This window comes from Paracoccus litorisediminis, assembly GCF_009711205.1.
Taxonomy (GTDB): domain Bacteria; phylum Pseudomonadota; class Alphaproteobacteria; order Rhodobacterales; family Rhodobacteraceae; genus Paracoccus; species Paracoccus litorisediminis.
In genome coordinates this window covers 429,365-444,038 of sequence record NZ_WMIG01000002.1, presented here as the reverse complement: position 1 = coordinate 444,038, position 14,674 = coordinate 429,365, and the positions used below count along the sequence as shown (strand labels likewise).

The window sequence follows — 14,674 nt, the reverse complement described above, 5'->3', positions numbered from 1 at the left end:
CCCGTCCACGGACCGGATCCTCCCCATCCGGCCCTGTGAGTGTAGTCCGACCAGACATGGCGCTGTCAATTCGCAATGCTTGGTGACAGCGGCATGACCATGGGGCAGGAATGTTTTTAGTGTCCGGCAGGAAACCATGCGGCCCCGGTAATCGTTGAGATGCCAGCGGACGGGACCCGTCATACAGGGGAGATTTCCGAATGAATTCGATCATTTACATTGTCGGTCTGGTGGTTGTGGTGCTGTTCATCCTATCCATGCTCGGCCTGCGGTAATGCCAGATCAGGCGCCGGTCGCGGGTCGCGGCCAGGTCGACTGGGGCGCAGTGCTGGCCGGTGCGGTCGTTGCCGCCGGTGCTGCGCTGGTACTGACCACGCTGGCGGCCGGGCTGGGATTTGGCTCGGTTTCGCTGGGGGTGGATGGCGGTATCAGTGTGATTGGCCTGATCCTGACCGGGGTCGTCTCGGCCTGCTCGATGCTGTTGCCGTACTGGCTGGGCGGCTATGTCGCTGGGCGCATGCGTCGCCCCGTTGGCGGCCGATCGGCGGATGGGCTGAATGGTCTGGTGGTCTGGGGGCTGGGATTGATCCTGACCACCATGGTCACCGGAGGCCTGATCGGCGGCACCGTCCGCGCGGTCGAAGAGGGCGTCCATGCCACCACCGAGGCCGCAGGCGATGCGATGGGCGCCGTCGTGCAAGAGGCCAAGGATATGGCGGGTCAGGTTCATCTGCCCGGTTTCGATGATCTGCTGCCTGATACCATCCCGAACAATCCGCTTGATTACATCGCGGACAGCCTGCTGCGTGCCGACGGTCCGCCGCCGCAGCTTCCACAAGGTGAAGGGATTGAGATTCGCCGCCAGATCATCGCCGTGCTGGTGCAGTTGCTGCATCGGGGCGAGATCTCGGATGAGGATGCCGGTTTCCTGCATCGCAAGGTGGCCCAGATAACCGGTCTGGCCGAGGATGCTGCCAAGGCCCGCGTCGATCAGGCCATTACCCGTGTTCAGGACATTCGCACCGAGACCCAGCAGAAGGTCGAGGCCGCGAAATCCGAAGCCGAAGCCAAGCTGACCGAGGCCAAGGCCGTTGCGGCCGGTCTCGCGGACAAGCTGCGGCTGGCGGCCATGCTAAGCGCCTTTGTCATGGCCGCATCGGCCCTGCTGGCGGCGTTGGCAGCGCGTGCCGGTGCGATCCGCGGTGGCAGGACGCGCGAGGCGACCTGATTACTCTTGCGGATGGGCGGGGCAGATCTGGATCTGCGTTCCCCATTCGGCGCAGCGCGCGGCCAGATCGCGGGGCAGCGGGCAATCGGTGAACACCGTGTCGATCTCGGACAGGCTGGCGATGCGGGCGGGGGCCGGGCGGCCCAGCTTGGAATGGTCGGTGACCAGAAAGGCCCGGCGCGCCTGACGCAGGATGGCGCGGCTGACCCGCACTTCGGCCAGATCGAAATCCAGCATGTCGCCGTCATGGTCCAGGGCCGAGGTCCCGACCACCGCGTAATCGACCTTGAACTGCTCGAAGAACTGCGTCGTCAACTCTCCGACCAGCCCGCCGTCTGACCGACGCAGCGCGCCCCCTGCCACCATGATCTCGCAGCCGGGATTGGCCAGCAGGATATTGGCCACGTTCATGTTGTTGGTGACCACGGTGATGTTCGAGTGATGGACCAAAGCCTGCGCCACCGCCTCGGTCGTGGTGCCAAGGTTCAGGATCAGGCTGCAATTGTCGGGAATGGCGGCGGCGCAGGCCGCGCCGATGGCGGATTTGGCATCCGCATTCATCCGCCGCCGCGCCTCATATCCCAGATTGACCGTGCCCGCGCGGGGAATCGCGCCGCCATGCACGCGGTCCAGCAAGCCTGCCTCGGCCAGCTCACCCAGATCGCGCCGGATGGTCTGCAGCGTCACCTCGAACCGCTGGGCCAGATCGTCGACCTGCACACGACCCTCGCTGCGCGCCAGATCAAGAATCTGGTTCTGCCGAATGCCCAGTGCCATGTCGCCTCCCTTGTCGCGCGCTTCCCGGATGAAGATGAAGCCATTCGCAAATACGCGCAAGTCTGCCATACCGCAAATATAAATGTTCGTTTTGTTGGTTTGCGCAAGGTAAACGAAAATATCTGTTGACGGATACGTGAGCGCGGGTGCAGCTTTCGCTTCAGACGGGGTTGGGAGGCTTCGGAGGGTCGGGTGTCGTCGCAAGCAGGTTTGGTCAGTGATCTTTTCATCATCGGCGGCGGCATCAATGGCTGCGGGATCGCGCGTGACGCGGTCGGGCGCGGCCTGTCCGTTACGCTGGCCGAGATGGGCGATCTGGCCCAGGCAACCTCGTCTGCCTCGACCAAGCTTTTCCATGGCGGGTTGCGTTATCTGGAATTCTTCGAATTCCGGCTGGTCCGCGAGGCGCTTGAGGAACGCGAGACGCTGCTGTCTGCCATGCCTCATATCAGCTGGCCGATGCGTTTCGTGCTGCCCTATTCCCCGGACATGCGGTTCGAATCCGACACGCCGACTTCGCGGCTGCTGGGGATGGCGATGCCGTGGATGCGGGGCCGTCGTCCGGGTTGGCTGATCCGTCTGGGATTGTTCCTTTACGATAATCTGGGCGGACGAAAAATCCTGCCGGGCACGCGCAGGCTGGACCTGTCCAGTGATCCCTTGGGCCGTCCGCTGAAGCAGGGTTTCCGGCTTGGCTGGGAATATTCCGATTGCTGGGTACAGGATGCGCGGCTTGTCGTGCTGAACGCCCGCGATGCCGAGGCGCGGGGCGCAACGATCCTGACCCGTCGCCGCGTCACCCATGCCGAGCGCGTGGACGGCTTGTGGCACATCACCACCGAAGGCGCGGATGGCCCGGCAGTCCATCAGGCCCGCGCGCTGGTCAATGCCGGGGGTCCGTGGGTCGAGGATGTCATCCGCAATGTCACCCATATTCCCACGACCGAAGGCGTCCGGCTGGTTCGTGGCAGCCATATCGTCGTGCCGAAACTCTATGATCACGACCGCTGCTATTTCTTTCAGGGGACGGATGGGCGGATCATCTTTGCCATCCCCTATGAGCAGGATTTCACCCTGATCGGCACCACCGACATGGACCACAAGGGTCCGCCCGGTGAGGCCCGCTGCACCGACGAGGAGCGCGATTACCTTTGCGCCTTTGCCAGCCGCTATTTCGCGCTGCCGGTGACGCCCGCACAGGTGGTCTGGACCTATTCCGGGGTGCGGCCGCTTTACAATGACGGTGCGAAATCGGCCACGGCGGCGACGCGGGACTATGTACTCAGCTTGCATGAGGACGGGCCGCCGCTGCTCAACGTCTTTGGCGGCAAGATCACCACCTATCGGCGGCTGGCGGAAAGTGCGCTGGCAAAGCTCGCGCCGCATTTCCCGCATTCCGGGGCGGCATGGACGGCGCGGGTGCCACTGCCGGGCGGCGATTTTCCGGTCAGCGGCGTGGCCACGCTGACCTCGCGCATCGCCGCACGCTATCCATTCCTGACGGCGCCGCAGGTCCAGCGTCTGCTGCGCACCCATGGGATCGAAGTTTTCGACGTGCTGGGCAATGCCGTCTCGCGCGCCGACCTTGGCCGGGATTTCGGTGCCGGCCTGTCCGAGGCCGAGGTGAACTGGTTCCTGACCCGCGAATATGCCCGCACAGCCGAGGACATCCTGTGGCGGCGCACCAAGCTGGGATTGAAGATGACAAGCGAACAGATCGACGCGCTGGCGGCATGGCTTGCGGGCCGCGCCGCAGACGCGGCCGAGTGAGGGAGAGGCAATGGTTCTGGAATTGCAGGCAGTGTCACGGATGGTCGAGGGGCGGGTCCATATCCACCCCACCAGCCTGACATTGCAGAATGGCACGATGAACGTGCTGCTGGGGCCGACCTTGTCGGGCAAGACCAGCCTGATGCGGCTGATGGCGGGCTTAGATGCGCCGACCACGGGCCGCATCCTGTGGCATGGCGAGGACGTGACCGGCAAGCGCGTGCAGGACCGGGGCGTCGCCATGGTCTATCAGCAATTCATCAACTATCCCGGCCTGACGGTTTACGAAAACATCGCCTCGCCCCTGCGCATCCTTGGCCGCCCCAAGGCCGAGATCGACCGCAAGGTCCGCGAAACCGCCGAGATGCTGCACCTGACGCCGATGCTGGCGCGCAAGCCCTTGGAACTGTCGGGCGGCCAGCAGCAGCGCTGCGCCTTGGCCCGCGCGCTGGTCAAGGGCGCGGGGCTGGTCTTGCTGGATGAACCCTTGGCGAACCTTGACTACAAGCTGCGCGAGGAATTGCGGGTGGAAATCCCCCGCATCTTCGAGGCCTCGGGCGCGATCTTTGTCTATGCGACCACCGAACCCGAGGAAGCGCTGCTTCTGGGCGGCAATACCGCGACCCTATGGGAGGGGCGCGTCACCCAATTCGGCCCGACGCCTCGCGTCTATCGCGAGCCGGTCGATGCGACCACGGCGCGGGTCTTCAGCGATCCGCCGATGAATTTCACCTCGGCGGTGAAGCAGGGCGCGCGGCTGAGCTTCGGTGAGGGCGTCGATGCCCCGGCCTTTGCGGTTCAGGATGGCAGCTACATGGCCGGTTTCCGTGCCAATCACCTGTCGCTGGAACGCCCCTCGGCGGCGGCGCTGGATCTGCGCTGCAAGGTGATCGTGACCGAGATCACCGGCGCGCAAAGCTTCATCCATGTCAGCCATGGCGAGGATCGCTGGATCGCGCTGGTCGAAGGGGTGCAGGTGCTGGAACCGGGGCAGGAAATCTCGCTGTGGCTGGATCCGCGCCACATCTATCTGTTCGACGGCGAGGGTCGGCTTGCCGCCCCCGCCGCCTATGCGCAAGCCGCCTGAGGGAGGGGGATCATGGCACAGATCACGCTTGAAAACCTTGCCCACAGCTACAGTGCGCATCCGAAATCGGACAGCGACTATGCGCTGAAGGAAATGACCCATGTTTGGCAGGATGGCGGCGCCTATGCGCTGCTGGGGTCCTCGGGCTGCGGCAAGACCACGCTTTTGAACATCATCTCGGGTCTGCTCAGGCCCAGTCAGGGACGCATCCTGTTCGGTGATCGCGACGTGACCGACGCGCCCACGACCGAGCGCAATATCGCGCAGGTTTTCCAGTTCCCGGTCGTCTACGACACCATGTCCGTGCGCGACAATCTGGCCTTTCCGCTGCGCAATCGCGGCATGGATGCGGCCTATATCAAGACCCGCGTCGACCAGATCGCCCGCATGATCGGGATGGAGGCGATGCTGTCCCGCAAGGCCCAAGGCCTGACGGCGGATGCGAAACAGAAGATCAGCCTTGGCCGCGGAATGGTTCGTGAGGACGTGAACGCCATCCTGTTCGACGAGCCGCTGACCGTCATCGACCCGCATATGAAATGGGAACTGCGCACCCAGCTGAAACAGCTGCACCGCCAGTTCGGCCATACGATGATTTATGTCACCCATGACCAGACCGAGGCGCTGACCTTCGCCGACAAGGTCGTGGTCATGTATGACGGCCGCGTCGTGCAGATGGGCACGCCCGAGGAGCTGTTCGAGACACCCGCGCATACATTCGTCGGCTATTTCATCGGCTCTCCGGGGATGAATTTCATCGACGCCAAGATCGACGGCCACCGCGCCATGCTGATCGGCGGCACGCAGGTGGATCTGGGCGCGCATTACGGCACACTTGCCGGGCGCACCCGCATCGGCATCCGCCCCGAACATGTCGTGCTGTCCGATCAGGGCCTGCCGGTGACCATTCGCCGGATCGAGGATGTCGGTCGTCACCGGATCCTGCGGGCCGAACTGTCCGGCACTCCCTTCAATATCGTCCTGCCCGAAGACGCGCCTCCGCCCGGCCCCTCGCCGCGCGTGGCGTTTCTGCCGGGCAAGATCGGCGTCTATGCCGATGACTGGCGGGTCGCCCCGCAAGCTGTGGAAAGGGCCGCCTGATGCAGAAAATCCAGAACAACAAGGCCTGGTTCCTGGTTCTGCCGGTGTTGGCGCTGGTCGCCTTTTCGGCGGTGATCCCGCTGATGACGGTGGTGAACTACGCTTTCAACGACACTTTCGGGAACAATGAGTTCTTCTGGGCGGGCCTCGAATGGTTCGATGAGATGATCCATTCCTCGCGCCTGCATGGGGCGCTGGGGCGGCAGATCCTGTTCTCGGCCATCGTGCTGGCGATCGAGGTGCCGCTGGGCATCTTTGTCGCGCTGAACATGCCCAAGAAGGGCTTCTGGTCCAGCCTTGTGCTGGTCGTTATGGCGCTGCCACTGCTGATCCCGTTCAACGTGGTCGGTACGATCTGGCAGATCTTTGGCCGCGTCGATATCGGCCTGCTGGGACATACGCTTGAGGCGCTGGGGCTGGATTACAACTACGTCAACGATCCGATCGACGCCTGGGCCACGGTCATCGTCATGGATGTCTGGCACTGGACCAGCCTTGTCGCGCTGCTGTGCTATGCCGGGCTGCAGTCGATCCCGCAGGCCTATTATCAGGCCGCGCGCATCGATCAGGCCAGCCGTTGGGCAGTGTTTCGCTATATCGAGCTGCCCAAGATGAAGGGCGTGCTGCTGATCGCCGTGCTGCTGCGCTTCATGGACAGCTTCATGATCTATACCGAGCCCTTCGTGCTGACCGGCGGCGGTCCGGGCAATGCCACCACCTTCCTGTCCATCGATCTGGTCAAGATGGCAGTGGGGCAGTTCGACCTTGGCCCGGCGGCGGCCTTCAGCCTGATGTATTTCCTTGTGATCCTTCTGGTCAGCTGGGTGTTCTACACCGTCATGACCAGCATGGACAAAGCGGAGGCAGCCCAATGACACCGCGTTCCGCCAAGATCGTCATGACGCTTTACCTGCTGTTCCTGATGATCCCGATCTACTGGCTTGTGAACATGAGCCTGAAGACCAATGCCGAGATCACCGGGACCTTCAGCCTGTTTCCGCAGAACCTGACCTTCCGCAACTATCAGGTGATCCTGACCGACCCCAGCTGGTACATGGGCTATGTCAACTCGATCATCTTCGTGGTGATGAACACCGTCATCTCGATCGCGGTGGCCTTGCCTGCGGCCTATGCCTTCTCGCGCTACAATTTCATCGGGGACAAGCACCTGTTCTTCTGGCTGCTGACCAACCGGATGTCACCGCCCGCGGTCTTCGCGTTGCCCTTCTTCCAGCTGTATTCGTCGATCGGGCTGTTCGACACGCATATCGCGGTGGCGCTGGCGCATTGCCTGTTCAACGTGCCGCTGGCGGTCTGGATCCTTGAGGGTTTCATGCGCGGAGTCCCCAAGGAAATCGACGAGACTGCCTATATCGACGGCTATTCCTTCCCGCGCTTCTTCGTGAAAATCTTCATGCCGCTGATCGCCAGCGGAATCGGGGTCGCCGCCTTCTTCTGCTTCATGTTCTCATGGGTCGAGCTGCTGTTGTCGCGCACCCTGACCTCGGTCAACGCCAAGCCGATCGCGGCGACCATGACCCGGACGGTTTCGGCCTCGGGGATGGATTGGGGCGTGCTGGCTGCGGCGGGCGTGCTGACCATCGTGCCCGGCGCGCTCGTGATCTGGTTTGTCCGCAACTACATCGCCAAGGGCTTTGCCCTGGGGAGGGTCTGATGATCGACGCAGCAATCCCCGCCCATCGTCGCGGCAACTGGCAGGCCGTCTACCTGACCGCCGCGACCCTCCTTGGCGCCGTCCTTGCCTTCCTGGTCTGGGCCACGCCCACCAAGGACGGCGCCAAGGACTGGACCGCGCCGATGATCCCCGGTGGCTGGATGGCCTGGAGCTTTCCGGTCGCGGCCTTCTTTTGGGTGATCGCCAGCCTGCTGGTCCTGTTCACTATTCTGGCCATCCGCTTTCCGGAAACCCCGCGCCGGGGCATCCTGCGGATCGAGACGACACGTGGCGACCGGCTATTCATCACGCTGCTGGGTTCGGCCTTCATCTGTCTGGCTTGGCTGTTCTTCTTTGGGGCTCCGGTTTGGTGGGGGCTGGCTTTGTGCCTGGCCTATGCCGCCGCGGTGTTCCGCTGGGTTTGAAATACCGGGCGGGGCTCAGGCCCCGCGCGGAAGAATGGACGTCTCATCAGGGAGGAAAACATGAGACCGACACGGACGACCACAGCGATCGCATTGGCGCTGATGGTCATGGGAGGAGCCCCGGCCTGGGCAGACATGGAGGCCGCCAAGAAATTCCTGGACGCCGAGATCGGCGATCTGTCCACGCTGCCACGCGCGGATCAGGAAAAGGAAATGCAATGGTTCATCGACGCCGCAAAACCGCTGGCGGGGATGGAGATCAAGGTCGTCTCGGAAACGATCACCACCCACGAATACGAATCCAAGGTGCTGGCTCCGGCCTTTACCGCCATCACCGGCATCAAGATCACCCATGACCTGATCGGCGAGGGTGACGTCGTCGAGAAGCTGCAGACCCAAATGCAGACCGGCGAGAATATCTATGACGGCTATGTCAACGACTCGGACCTGATCGGCACCCATTGGCGCTATCAGCAGGCCCGCGACCTGACCAAGTGGATGGCAGATGAGGGCAAGGCCTTCACCAGCCCGACGCTGGATCTGAACGATTTCATCGGGTTGAAGTTCACCACCGCGCCGGATGGCGACCTGTACCAGCTGCCCGACCAGCAATTCGCGAACCTTTACTGGTTCCGGTACGACTGGTTCAACGATCAGAAAACCAAGGACGACTTCAAGGCCAAGTATGGCTATGATCTGGGCGTCCCGGTGAACTGGTCGGCCTATGAGGACATTGCCGAATTCTTCACCGGCCGCGACATGTCCTATATCGAAGGCGGCCCGGCCAAGGCCTGGGGCAATATGGATTACGGCAAGAAGGACCCCAGCCTTGGCTGGCGTTACACCGATGCCTGGATGTCCATGGCTGGCATGGGCGACAAGGGCGAGCCGAACGGTCTTCCGGTCGATGAATGGGGCGTCCGCGTCGACGAGAACTCGCGTCCCGTCGGCTCCTGCGTGGCGCGCGGCGGTGCGACGAACGACGCGGCTGCGGTCTATGCCGTGACCAAGGCGATCGAATGGCTGCAGAAATACACGCCGCCGGAAGCGCAGGGCATGACCTTCGGCGAGGCAGGTCCGGTTCCGGCGCGGGGCGACATCGCACAGCAGATGTTCTGGTACACCGCCTTCACCGCCGACATGGTCAAGGAAGGCACTGCCGTGGTGAATGCCGACGGTACGCCGAAATGGCGCATGGCCCCCAGCCCGCATGGTGCCTATTGGTCGGAAGGGACCAAGATCGGCTATCAGGACGTGGGTTCGTGGACACTGATGAAATCGACCCCGGTGGACCGCGCGCAGGCCGCATGGCTTTACGCGCAGTTCGTTACCTCGAAGACCGTGGACGTGAAGAAATCCCATGTCGGGCTGACCTTCATCCGCGAGTCGACCATTCGCGACAAGTCCTTCACCGAACGCGCGCCCAAGCTTGGCGGTCTGGTCGAGTTCTATCGCTCGCCCGCCCGCGTGCAATGGTCGCCGACCGGCACGAACATCCCCGATTATCCGAAGCTGGCTCAACTGTGGTGGCAGAATATCGGCGATGCCATGTCGGGCGCCAAGACTCCGCAAGAGGCGCTGGATGCGCTTTGCGCAGAGCAGGAAAAGGTGCTGGAACGGCTTGAGCGCGCTGGCGTTCAGGGCGACCTCGGTCCCAAGATGAACGAGGAAAAGGACCCGCAGGAATGGCTGGACGCGCCCGGCGCGCCGGTGGGCAAGCTGGAAAACGAAAAGCCCAAGGGCGAAACCGTTTCCTATGACGAGCTGATCAAGTCCTGGCAGTAAGGGCTTACGGGGGCAGGGCCTTGCGCCTTGCCCCTTTTTCCATTTTCCGTCCCCGGTTCCAGCATGACCCATATCCTTGCCATTGATCAGGGGACGACCTCGTCCCGTGCGATCCTGTTTGACGCCTCGCTCAAGGTGATTTCCTCGGCGCAGGAAGAATTCCGCCAGCATTTCCCGGCCTCGGGCTGGGTTGAACATGACCCCGCCGATCTGTGGGCCACTGCCGCCGCGACCGCGCGTGCCGCCATTGAGCGGGCAGGCATCGGCGCGGCCAGTATCGCCGCCATCGGCATCACCAACCAGCGCGAGACGACCCTGCTTTGGGACCGCGCCACGGGCCGTGCACTGCATAATGCCATCGTCTGGCAGGACCGTCGCACCGCCGATATGTGCGAGCGGCTGAAGGCCGAGGGGCATGAGGCGATGATCTCGGCCCGGACCGGGTTGCTGCTGGACCCCTATTTCTCGGGGACGAAACTGGCGTGGCTTCTGGACAATGTCGAAGGCGCCCGGTCGCGGGCCGAGGCGGGCGAGCTGGCCTTTGGCACGGTTGACAGCTGGCTGATCTGGAACCTGACCGGGGGCAAGGTGCATGCGACCGACGCCACCAATGCTGCGCGGACGCTGCTTTATAATATCGCCGAGAACCGCTGGGACGAGGATATCTGCAAGCTGCTCGACATCCCGATGCAGCTTCTGCCCGAGGTGCGCGATTGCGCCGCCGATTACGGCATGACCCGCGCCGACCTGTTCGGGCACGAGATCCCGATCCTTGGCGTCGCCGGAGATCAGCAGGCCGCCACCGTGGGTCAGGCCTGTTTCCAGCCCGGAATGATGAAATCGACCTATGGCACCGGCTGTTTTGCGCTGCTGAACACCGGGCCGGACATGGTGCCCTCGAAGAACCGGTTGTTGACCACCATCGCCTATCGGTTGAACGGGCAGACGACCTATGCGCTGGAGGGCTCGATCTTCATTGCGGGCGCGGTGGTGCAATGGCTGCGCGACGGGCTGAAGATCATCCGCACCGCATCCGAAACCCAGCCCCTGGCGCAAAAGGCCGACCCTTTGCAGGATGTGGTGATGGTCCCGGCCTTTACCGGGCTTGGCGCGCCCTATTGGCGCCCCGATTGCCGGGGCGCGATCTTTGGCCTGACGCGCAATTCCGGCCCCGCCGAATTCGCCCGTGCGGCGCTGGAAAGCGTGGGCTACCAGACCCGCGACCTGCTGGAAGCGATGCGGGCCGATTGGGGTTCGGCGGGTGGGGCGGTGCTGCGGGTCGATGGCGGGATGGCGGCCAGCGACTGGTCGATGCAGTTCCTGTCCGACATTCTGGGCGCGCCGGTCGATCGACCCAAGGTGACGGAAACCACCGCGCAGGGGGCTGCCTATCTGGCCGGGCTGCAGGCCGGGCTGTGCCCGCCGCCCGATCAGATTTCCGGTCAATGGGCGCTGGATCGCCGCTTTGAGCCAAAGATGGATGACAGCCTGCGGCAGGCAAAGTATGCCCGCTGGAAAAAGGCCGTTGCGGCCACGATGGAGGCTGCATGAATTCCTTTGGCTTTGCCCTGCCGGGCCGCGTGATGTTCGGGCGGGGTGAGGCGCAAAAGGCTCCGGCGCTGATCCGGGCTTACGGTACGCGCGGGATCGTGGTGCATGGCGCGGATGGGACCCGGGCCGAATGGCTGGTGCAGGCTTTGCGCGCCGAGGGGGCCGAGGTCCTGACGCTTGCCTGCGGATCAGAACCGACGCTGCAGATGCTAGAGGACACGCTGGCACAAGCGAAGGGATTCCGCCCCTATTGGGTCGCGGGCTTGGGCGGAGGTGCGGCGCTTGATCTTGGCAAGGCATTGGCCGGGTTGATCCCGGCGCCGGGCGGGATCATGGACCACCTTGAGGTTGTCGGCCGCGGGTTGCCGCTGGCCGCCGCGCCCTTGCCTTATATCGCACTGCCGACCACCGCTGGTACCGGGGCCGAGGCCACCCGCAACGCGGTGATCGGCCTGCCCGAACATGGCCGCAAGGTTTCGGTCCGGGATGAGCGGATGCTGCCGCGTATCGCGATCGTCGATCCGGCGCTGACGGATCACTGCCCGCGAGCGGTGACACTGGCCTCGGGTCTGGATGCCTTGGCGCAGGTGATCGAACCTTACGTGTCCTCGAAGGCCACCCCCTTTACCGACGCGCTGGTGCGCCCGGTCATCGCGCCGGGCCTGCGCGCGCTGGTGCGGCTGATGCAGGCCGAGGATGCGGATGCGCGCGACAGGCTGGCATGGACCAGTCTTTGCGGTGGGATCGCATTGGCGAATGGCGGGCTTGGCGCGGTGCATGGACTGGCGGGCGTGATCGGTGGCGTCACCCCGGCCGCGCATGGCGCGATCTGTGGTGTGTTGCTGGGGCCGGTGCTTGAGATGAACCGCCGGCTGGTTGCCGATCCCGCGCGCATCGACGAGGTCTGCGTGATTATTGCCGATGTACTGGGCGGCGATGCGGCGGACGCGCCGCAGACCTTGGCGCAATGGGCCGCAGATTCCGGCTTGCCCGGGCTGCGCGCGCAGGGACTTGAGCCTGCGCAGCATGTCGCCGTGGCCGAGGCCTCGCTCGCCAGCTCCTCGATGAAGGGAAATCCGGTCGCGCCTGAAGTGTCCGAACTGGTCAAAATAATGGCCGCGGCCGGCTGACGGCGAGGGCGCAGGCCTGCCCGATGCGACATCGCCGCGGGATCAACGCGGCGGTGCCTGAAAGCGCCACGCCCATGTCGCAAATCGCCTCGCGTCGCCCGAATGTCTGTTCCAGAACGGTTCCCGGTTGGAGAAGCGAAAGGAAAGATGATAGGGCCTCGGCGCAAATCAGGGTCTTGATCCGGTTCATGCCTGCGCGCGGCGCTGACGCGGCGGTCGGCAGGTCCGTTGTCAGGGCCATTGGCGAAGCGAAGGAGTGCGGCGAATGACAGCGGAACTGATTGACGGCAAGGCGTTTTCTGTTCGAGTTCGGGGTCTGGTTGGGGCGCATGTGGCGCGGCTGGCGGCGCAGGGCATTGTTCCGGGGCTGGCAGTGGTGCTGGTGGGCGAGGATCCGGCCTCGGAGGTCTATGTCCGCAACAAGGGCATCCAGACCCGCGAGGCCGGGATGAACTCGTGGGAATACAAGCTGCCCGCCGACACCTCGCAAGAGGCGCTGATGGCGCAGGTCGCGGCGCTGAATGCCGATCCGGCGGTGCATGGCATCCTGGTGCAACTGCCGCTGCCGAAGCATCTGGATTCTGAGGCGGTGATCAATGCCATCGATCCGTCGAAGGACGTGGACGGGTTCCATATCCTCAATGTCGGTCTGCTGGGCACCGGGCAGAAGGCGATGGTGCCCTGCACGCCGCTGGGTTGCCTGATGATGCTGCGCGACCGGCTGGGCGATCTTTCCGGGCTGAACGCGGTGGTGGTCGGGCGCAGCAATATCGTCGGCAAGCCGATGGCGCAGCTGCTGCTGGGCGAAAGCTGCACGGTGACCGTGGCGCATAGCCGGACTAGGGATCTGGCCGAGGTTTGCCGCCGCGCCGATATCCTGGTCGCGGCGGTGGGCCGTCCGCGGATGATCCCCGGCGACTGGATCAAGCCCGGCGCGACCGTGATCGATGTCGGCATCAACCGCATCAGCGAAGACGGCCGGACCCGGCTGGTCGGCGACGTGGATTTCGACAGCGCGGTTCAGGTCGCCGGCGCCATCACCCCGGTGCCGGGCGGGGTCGGGCCGATGACCATCGCCTGCCTTCTGGCCAATACGCTGACCGCCTGCTGCCGCGCCCATGGCCTGCCCGAGCCCGAGGGGCTGACGGTCTGAAGCGGCCCCAATCTTTCCGGGCGCAGCGCCGCCCGGAAGGCCAATGCAAGAAAGAACAAGCGGCTGCGGCCCAATGACAGTGGAGACCCCGATGACGAAATACTGCCTGACCGTCACCTGTCCCTCGACCCGGGGGATCGTGGCCGCGATCTCGGCCTATCTGGCTGGCAAGGGCTGCAACATCACCGACTCGAGCCAGTTCGACGATGCCGAGACCGGGCGGTTCTTCATGCGGGTCAGCTTCGTGTCGGAAGAGGGCGTGGGACATCAGGAGTTGAACGAAGATTTTGCTCAGGCGGGCAAGGCCTTCAACATGACCTATGCCTTCCATGACGAGGCCGAGAAGATGAAGGTCGTCATCATGGTCAGCCGCTTCGGCCATTGCCTGAACGACCTGCTGTATCGCTGGCGGATCGGGGCGCTGCCCATCGACATCGTGGCGGTGATCTCGAACCACATGGATTACCAGAAGGTGGTGGTGAACCATGACATTCCCTTCCACTGCATCAAGGTCACGCGCGAGAACAAGCCGCAGGCCGAGGCCCAGCTGCTGCAGGTGGTCGAGGATACCGGGGCCGACCTGATCGTGCTGGCGCGCTACATGCAGGTGCTGTCGGATGAACTGTGCCGCAGGATGTCGGGGCGGATCATCAATATCCACCACTCCTTCCTGCCCAGCTTCAAGGGCGCGAACCCCTACAAGCAGGCATATGAGCGCGGCGTGAAGCTGATCGGAGCGACCTCGCATTACGTCACCGCCGATCTGGATGAAGGCCCGATCATCGAGCAGGACATCATCCGCGTCACCCATGCCCAGTCGCCGGACGATTACGTCAGCCTGGGCCGCGATGTCGAAAGCCAGGTCCTGGCCCGCGCCATCCACGCCCATATCCATCGCCGCTCCTTCCTCAACGGCAACAAGACCGTCATCTTCCCCGCATCACCCGGAAGCTATGCCAGCGAAAGAATGGGGTAAGTACCGCGGGCCAAGG

13 protein-coding genes are annotated in these 14,674 nt (G+C 63.9%); 12 read left to right on the top strand and 1 reads right to left on the bottom strand.

The window, feature by feature from the left end; genetic code table 11:
- The first annotated feature begins 274 nt into the window (after positions 1 to 274).
- Positions 275 to 1,228: a hypothetical protein gene (locus GL300_RS07565; protein ID WP_155038991.1), complete on the top strand. Its 954-nt coding sequence runs from the start codon at positions 275 to 277 to the stop codon at positions 1,226 to 1,228.
- Here the strand turns inward: GL300_RS07565 and GL300_RS07560 are convergent, their stop codons facing one another.
- Complete coding sequence (locus tag GL300_RS07560) at positions 1,229 to 2,005, bottom strand: DeoR/GlpR family DNA-binding transcription regulator (protein ID WP_155038990.1); 777 nt, start codon at positions 2,003 to 2,005, stop codon at positions 1,229 to 1,231.
- Positions 2,006 to 2,197: 192 nt separating this feature from the next.
- Here GL300_RS07560 and glpD point away from each other — a divergent pair, with 192 nt between their 5' ends.
- The 11 genes from glpD to purU all read left to right on the top strand — a co-directional run bounded on the left by glpD (position 2,198) and on the right by purU (position 14,658).
- Complete coding sequence (gene glpD, locus GL300_RS07555) at positions 2,198 to 3,775, top strand: glycerol-3-phosphate dehydrogenase (RefSeq protein WP_343042927.1); 1,578 nt, start codon at positions 2,198 to 2,200, stop codon at positions 3,773 to 3,775.
- 10 nt (positions 3,776 to 3,785) lie between these two features.
- Positions 3,786 to 4,862, top strand: coding sequence for an ABC transporter ATP-binding protein (locus GL300_RS07550; protein ID WP_155038989.1), 1,077 nt, complete (start codon positions 3,786 to 3,788; stop codon positions 4,860 to 4,862).
- Between the two features lie 12 nt (positions 4,863 to 4,874).
- The gene (locus GL300_RS07545; protein WP_155038988.1) at positions 4,875 to 5,963 is read left to right on the top strand and encodes an ABC transporter ATP-binding protein; all 1,089 of its coding nucleotides are present in this window, start codon (positions 4,875 to 4,877) and stop codon (positions 5,961 to 5,963) included.
- Positions 5,963 to 6,838, top strand: coding sequence for a carbohydrate ABC transporter permease (locus tag GL300_RS07540; RefSeq protein ID WP_155038987.1), 876 nt, complete (start codon positions 5,963 to 5,965; stop codon positions 6,836 to 6,838). Before GL300_RS07545 ends, GL300_RS07540 begins: the two co-directional genes overlap by 1 nt.
- Positions 6,835 to 7,638, top strand: a complete 804-nt coding sequence (locus tag GL300_RS07535; RefSeq protein WP_155038986.1) for a carbohydrate ABC transporter permease — start codon at positions 6,835 to 6,837, stop codon at positions 7,636 to 7,638. Before GL300_RS07540 ends, GL300_RS07535 begins: the two co-directional genes overlap by 4 nt.
- Positions 7,638 to 8,063, top strand: coding sequence for a DUF2160 domain-containing protein (locus GL300_RS07530; RefSeq protein WP_155038985.1), 426 nt, complete (start codon positions 7,638 to 7,640; stop codon positions 8,061 to 8,063). The genes GL300_RS07535 and GL300_RS07530 overlap by 1 nt, the downstream gene beginning before the upstream one ends.
- 60 nt (positions 8,064 to 8,123) lie before the next feature.
- Positions 8,124 to 9,848: an ABC transporter substrate-binding protein gene (locus tag GL300_RS07525; protein WP_155038984.1), complete on the top strand. Its 1,725-nt coding sequence runs from the start codon at positions 8,124 to 8,126 to the stop codon at positions 9,846 to 9,848.
- A gap of 63 nt (positions 9,849 to 9,911) precedes the next feature.
- Positions 9,912 to 11,399 carry a glycerol kinase GlpK gene (glpK, locus tag GL300_RS07520; protein WP_155038983.1) on the top strand — a complete coding sequence of 496 codons (1,488 nt, stop codon included), beginning with the start codon at positions 9,912 to 9,914 and terminating at the stop codon, positions 11,397 to 11,399.
- Complete coding sequence (locus tag GL300_RS07515) at positions 11,396 to 12,529, top strand: iron-containing alcohol dehydrogenase (RefSeq protein WP_155038982.1); 1,134 nt, start codon at positions 11,396 to 11,398, stop codon at positions 12,527 to 12,529. Before glpK ends, GL300_RS07515 begins: the two co-directional genes overlap by 4 nt.
- Positions 12,530 to 12,794: 265 nt before the next feature.
- Entirely contained in the window at positions 12,795 to 13,682 is an 888-nt protein-coding gene (gene folD / locus GL300_RS07510) for a bifunctional methylenetetrahydrofolate dehydrogenase/methenyltetrahydrofolate cyclohydrolase FolD (RefSeq protein WP_155038981.1), read from the top strand.
- 91 nt (positions 13,683 to 13,773) lie between these two features.
- Positions 13,774 to 14,658, top strand: a complete 885-nt coding sequence (gene purU / locus GL300_RS07505; RefSeq protein WP_155038980.1) for a formyltetrahydrofolate deformylase — start codon at positions 13,774 to 13,776, stop codon at positions 14,656 to 14,658.
- Positions 14,659 to 14,674: the final 16 nt, after the last annotated feature.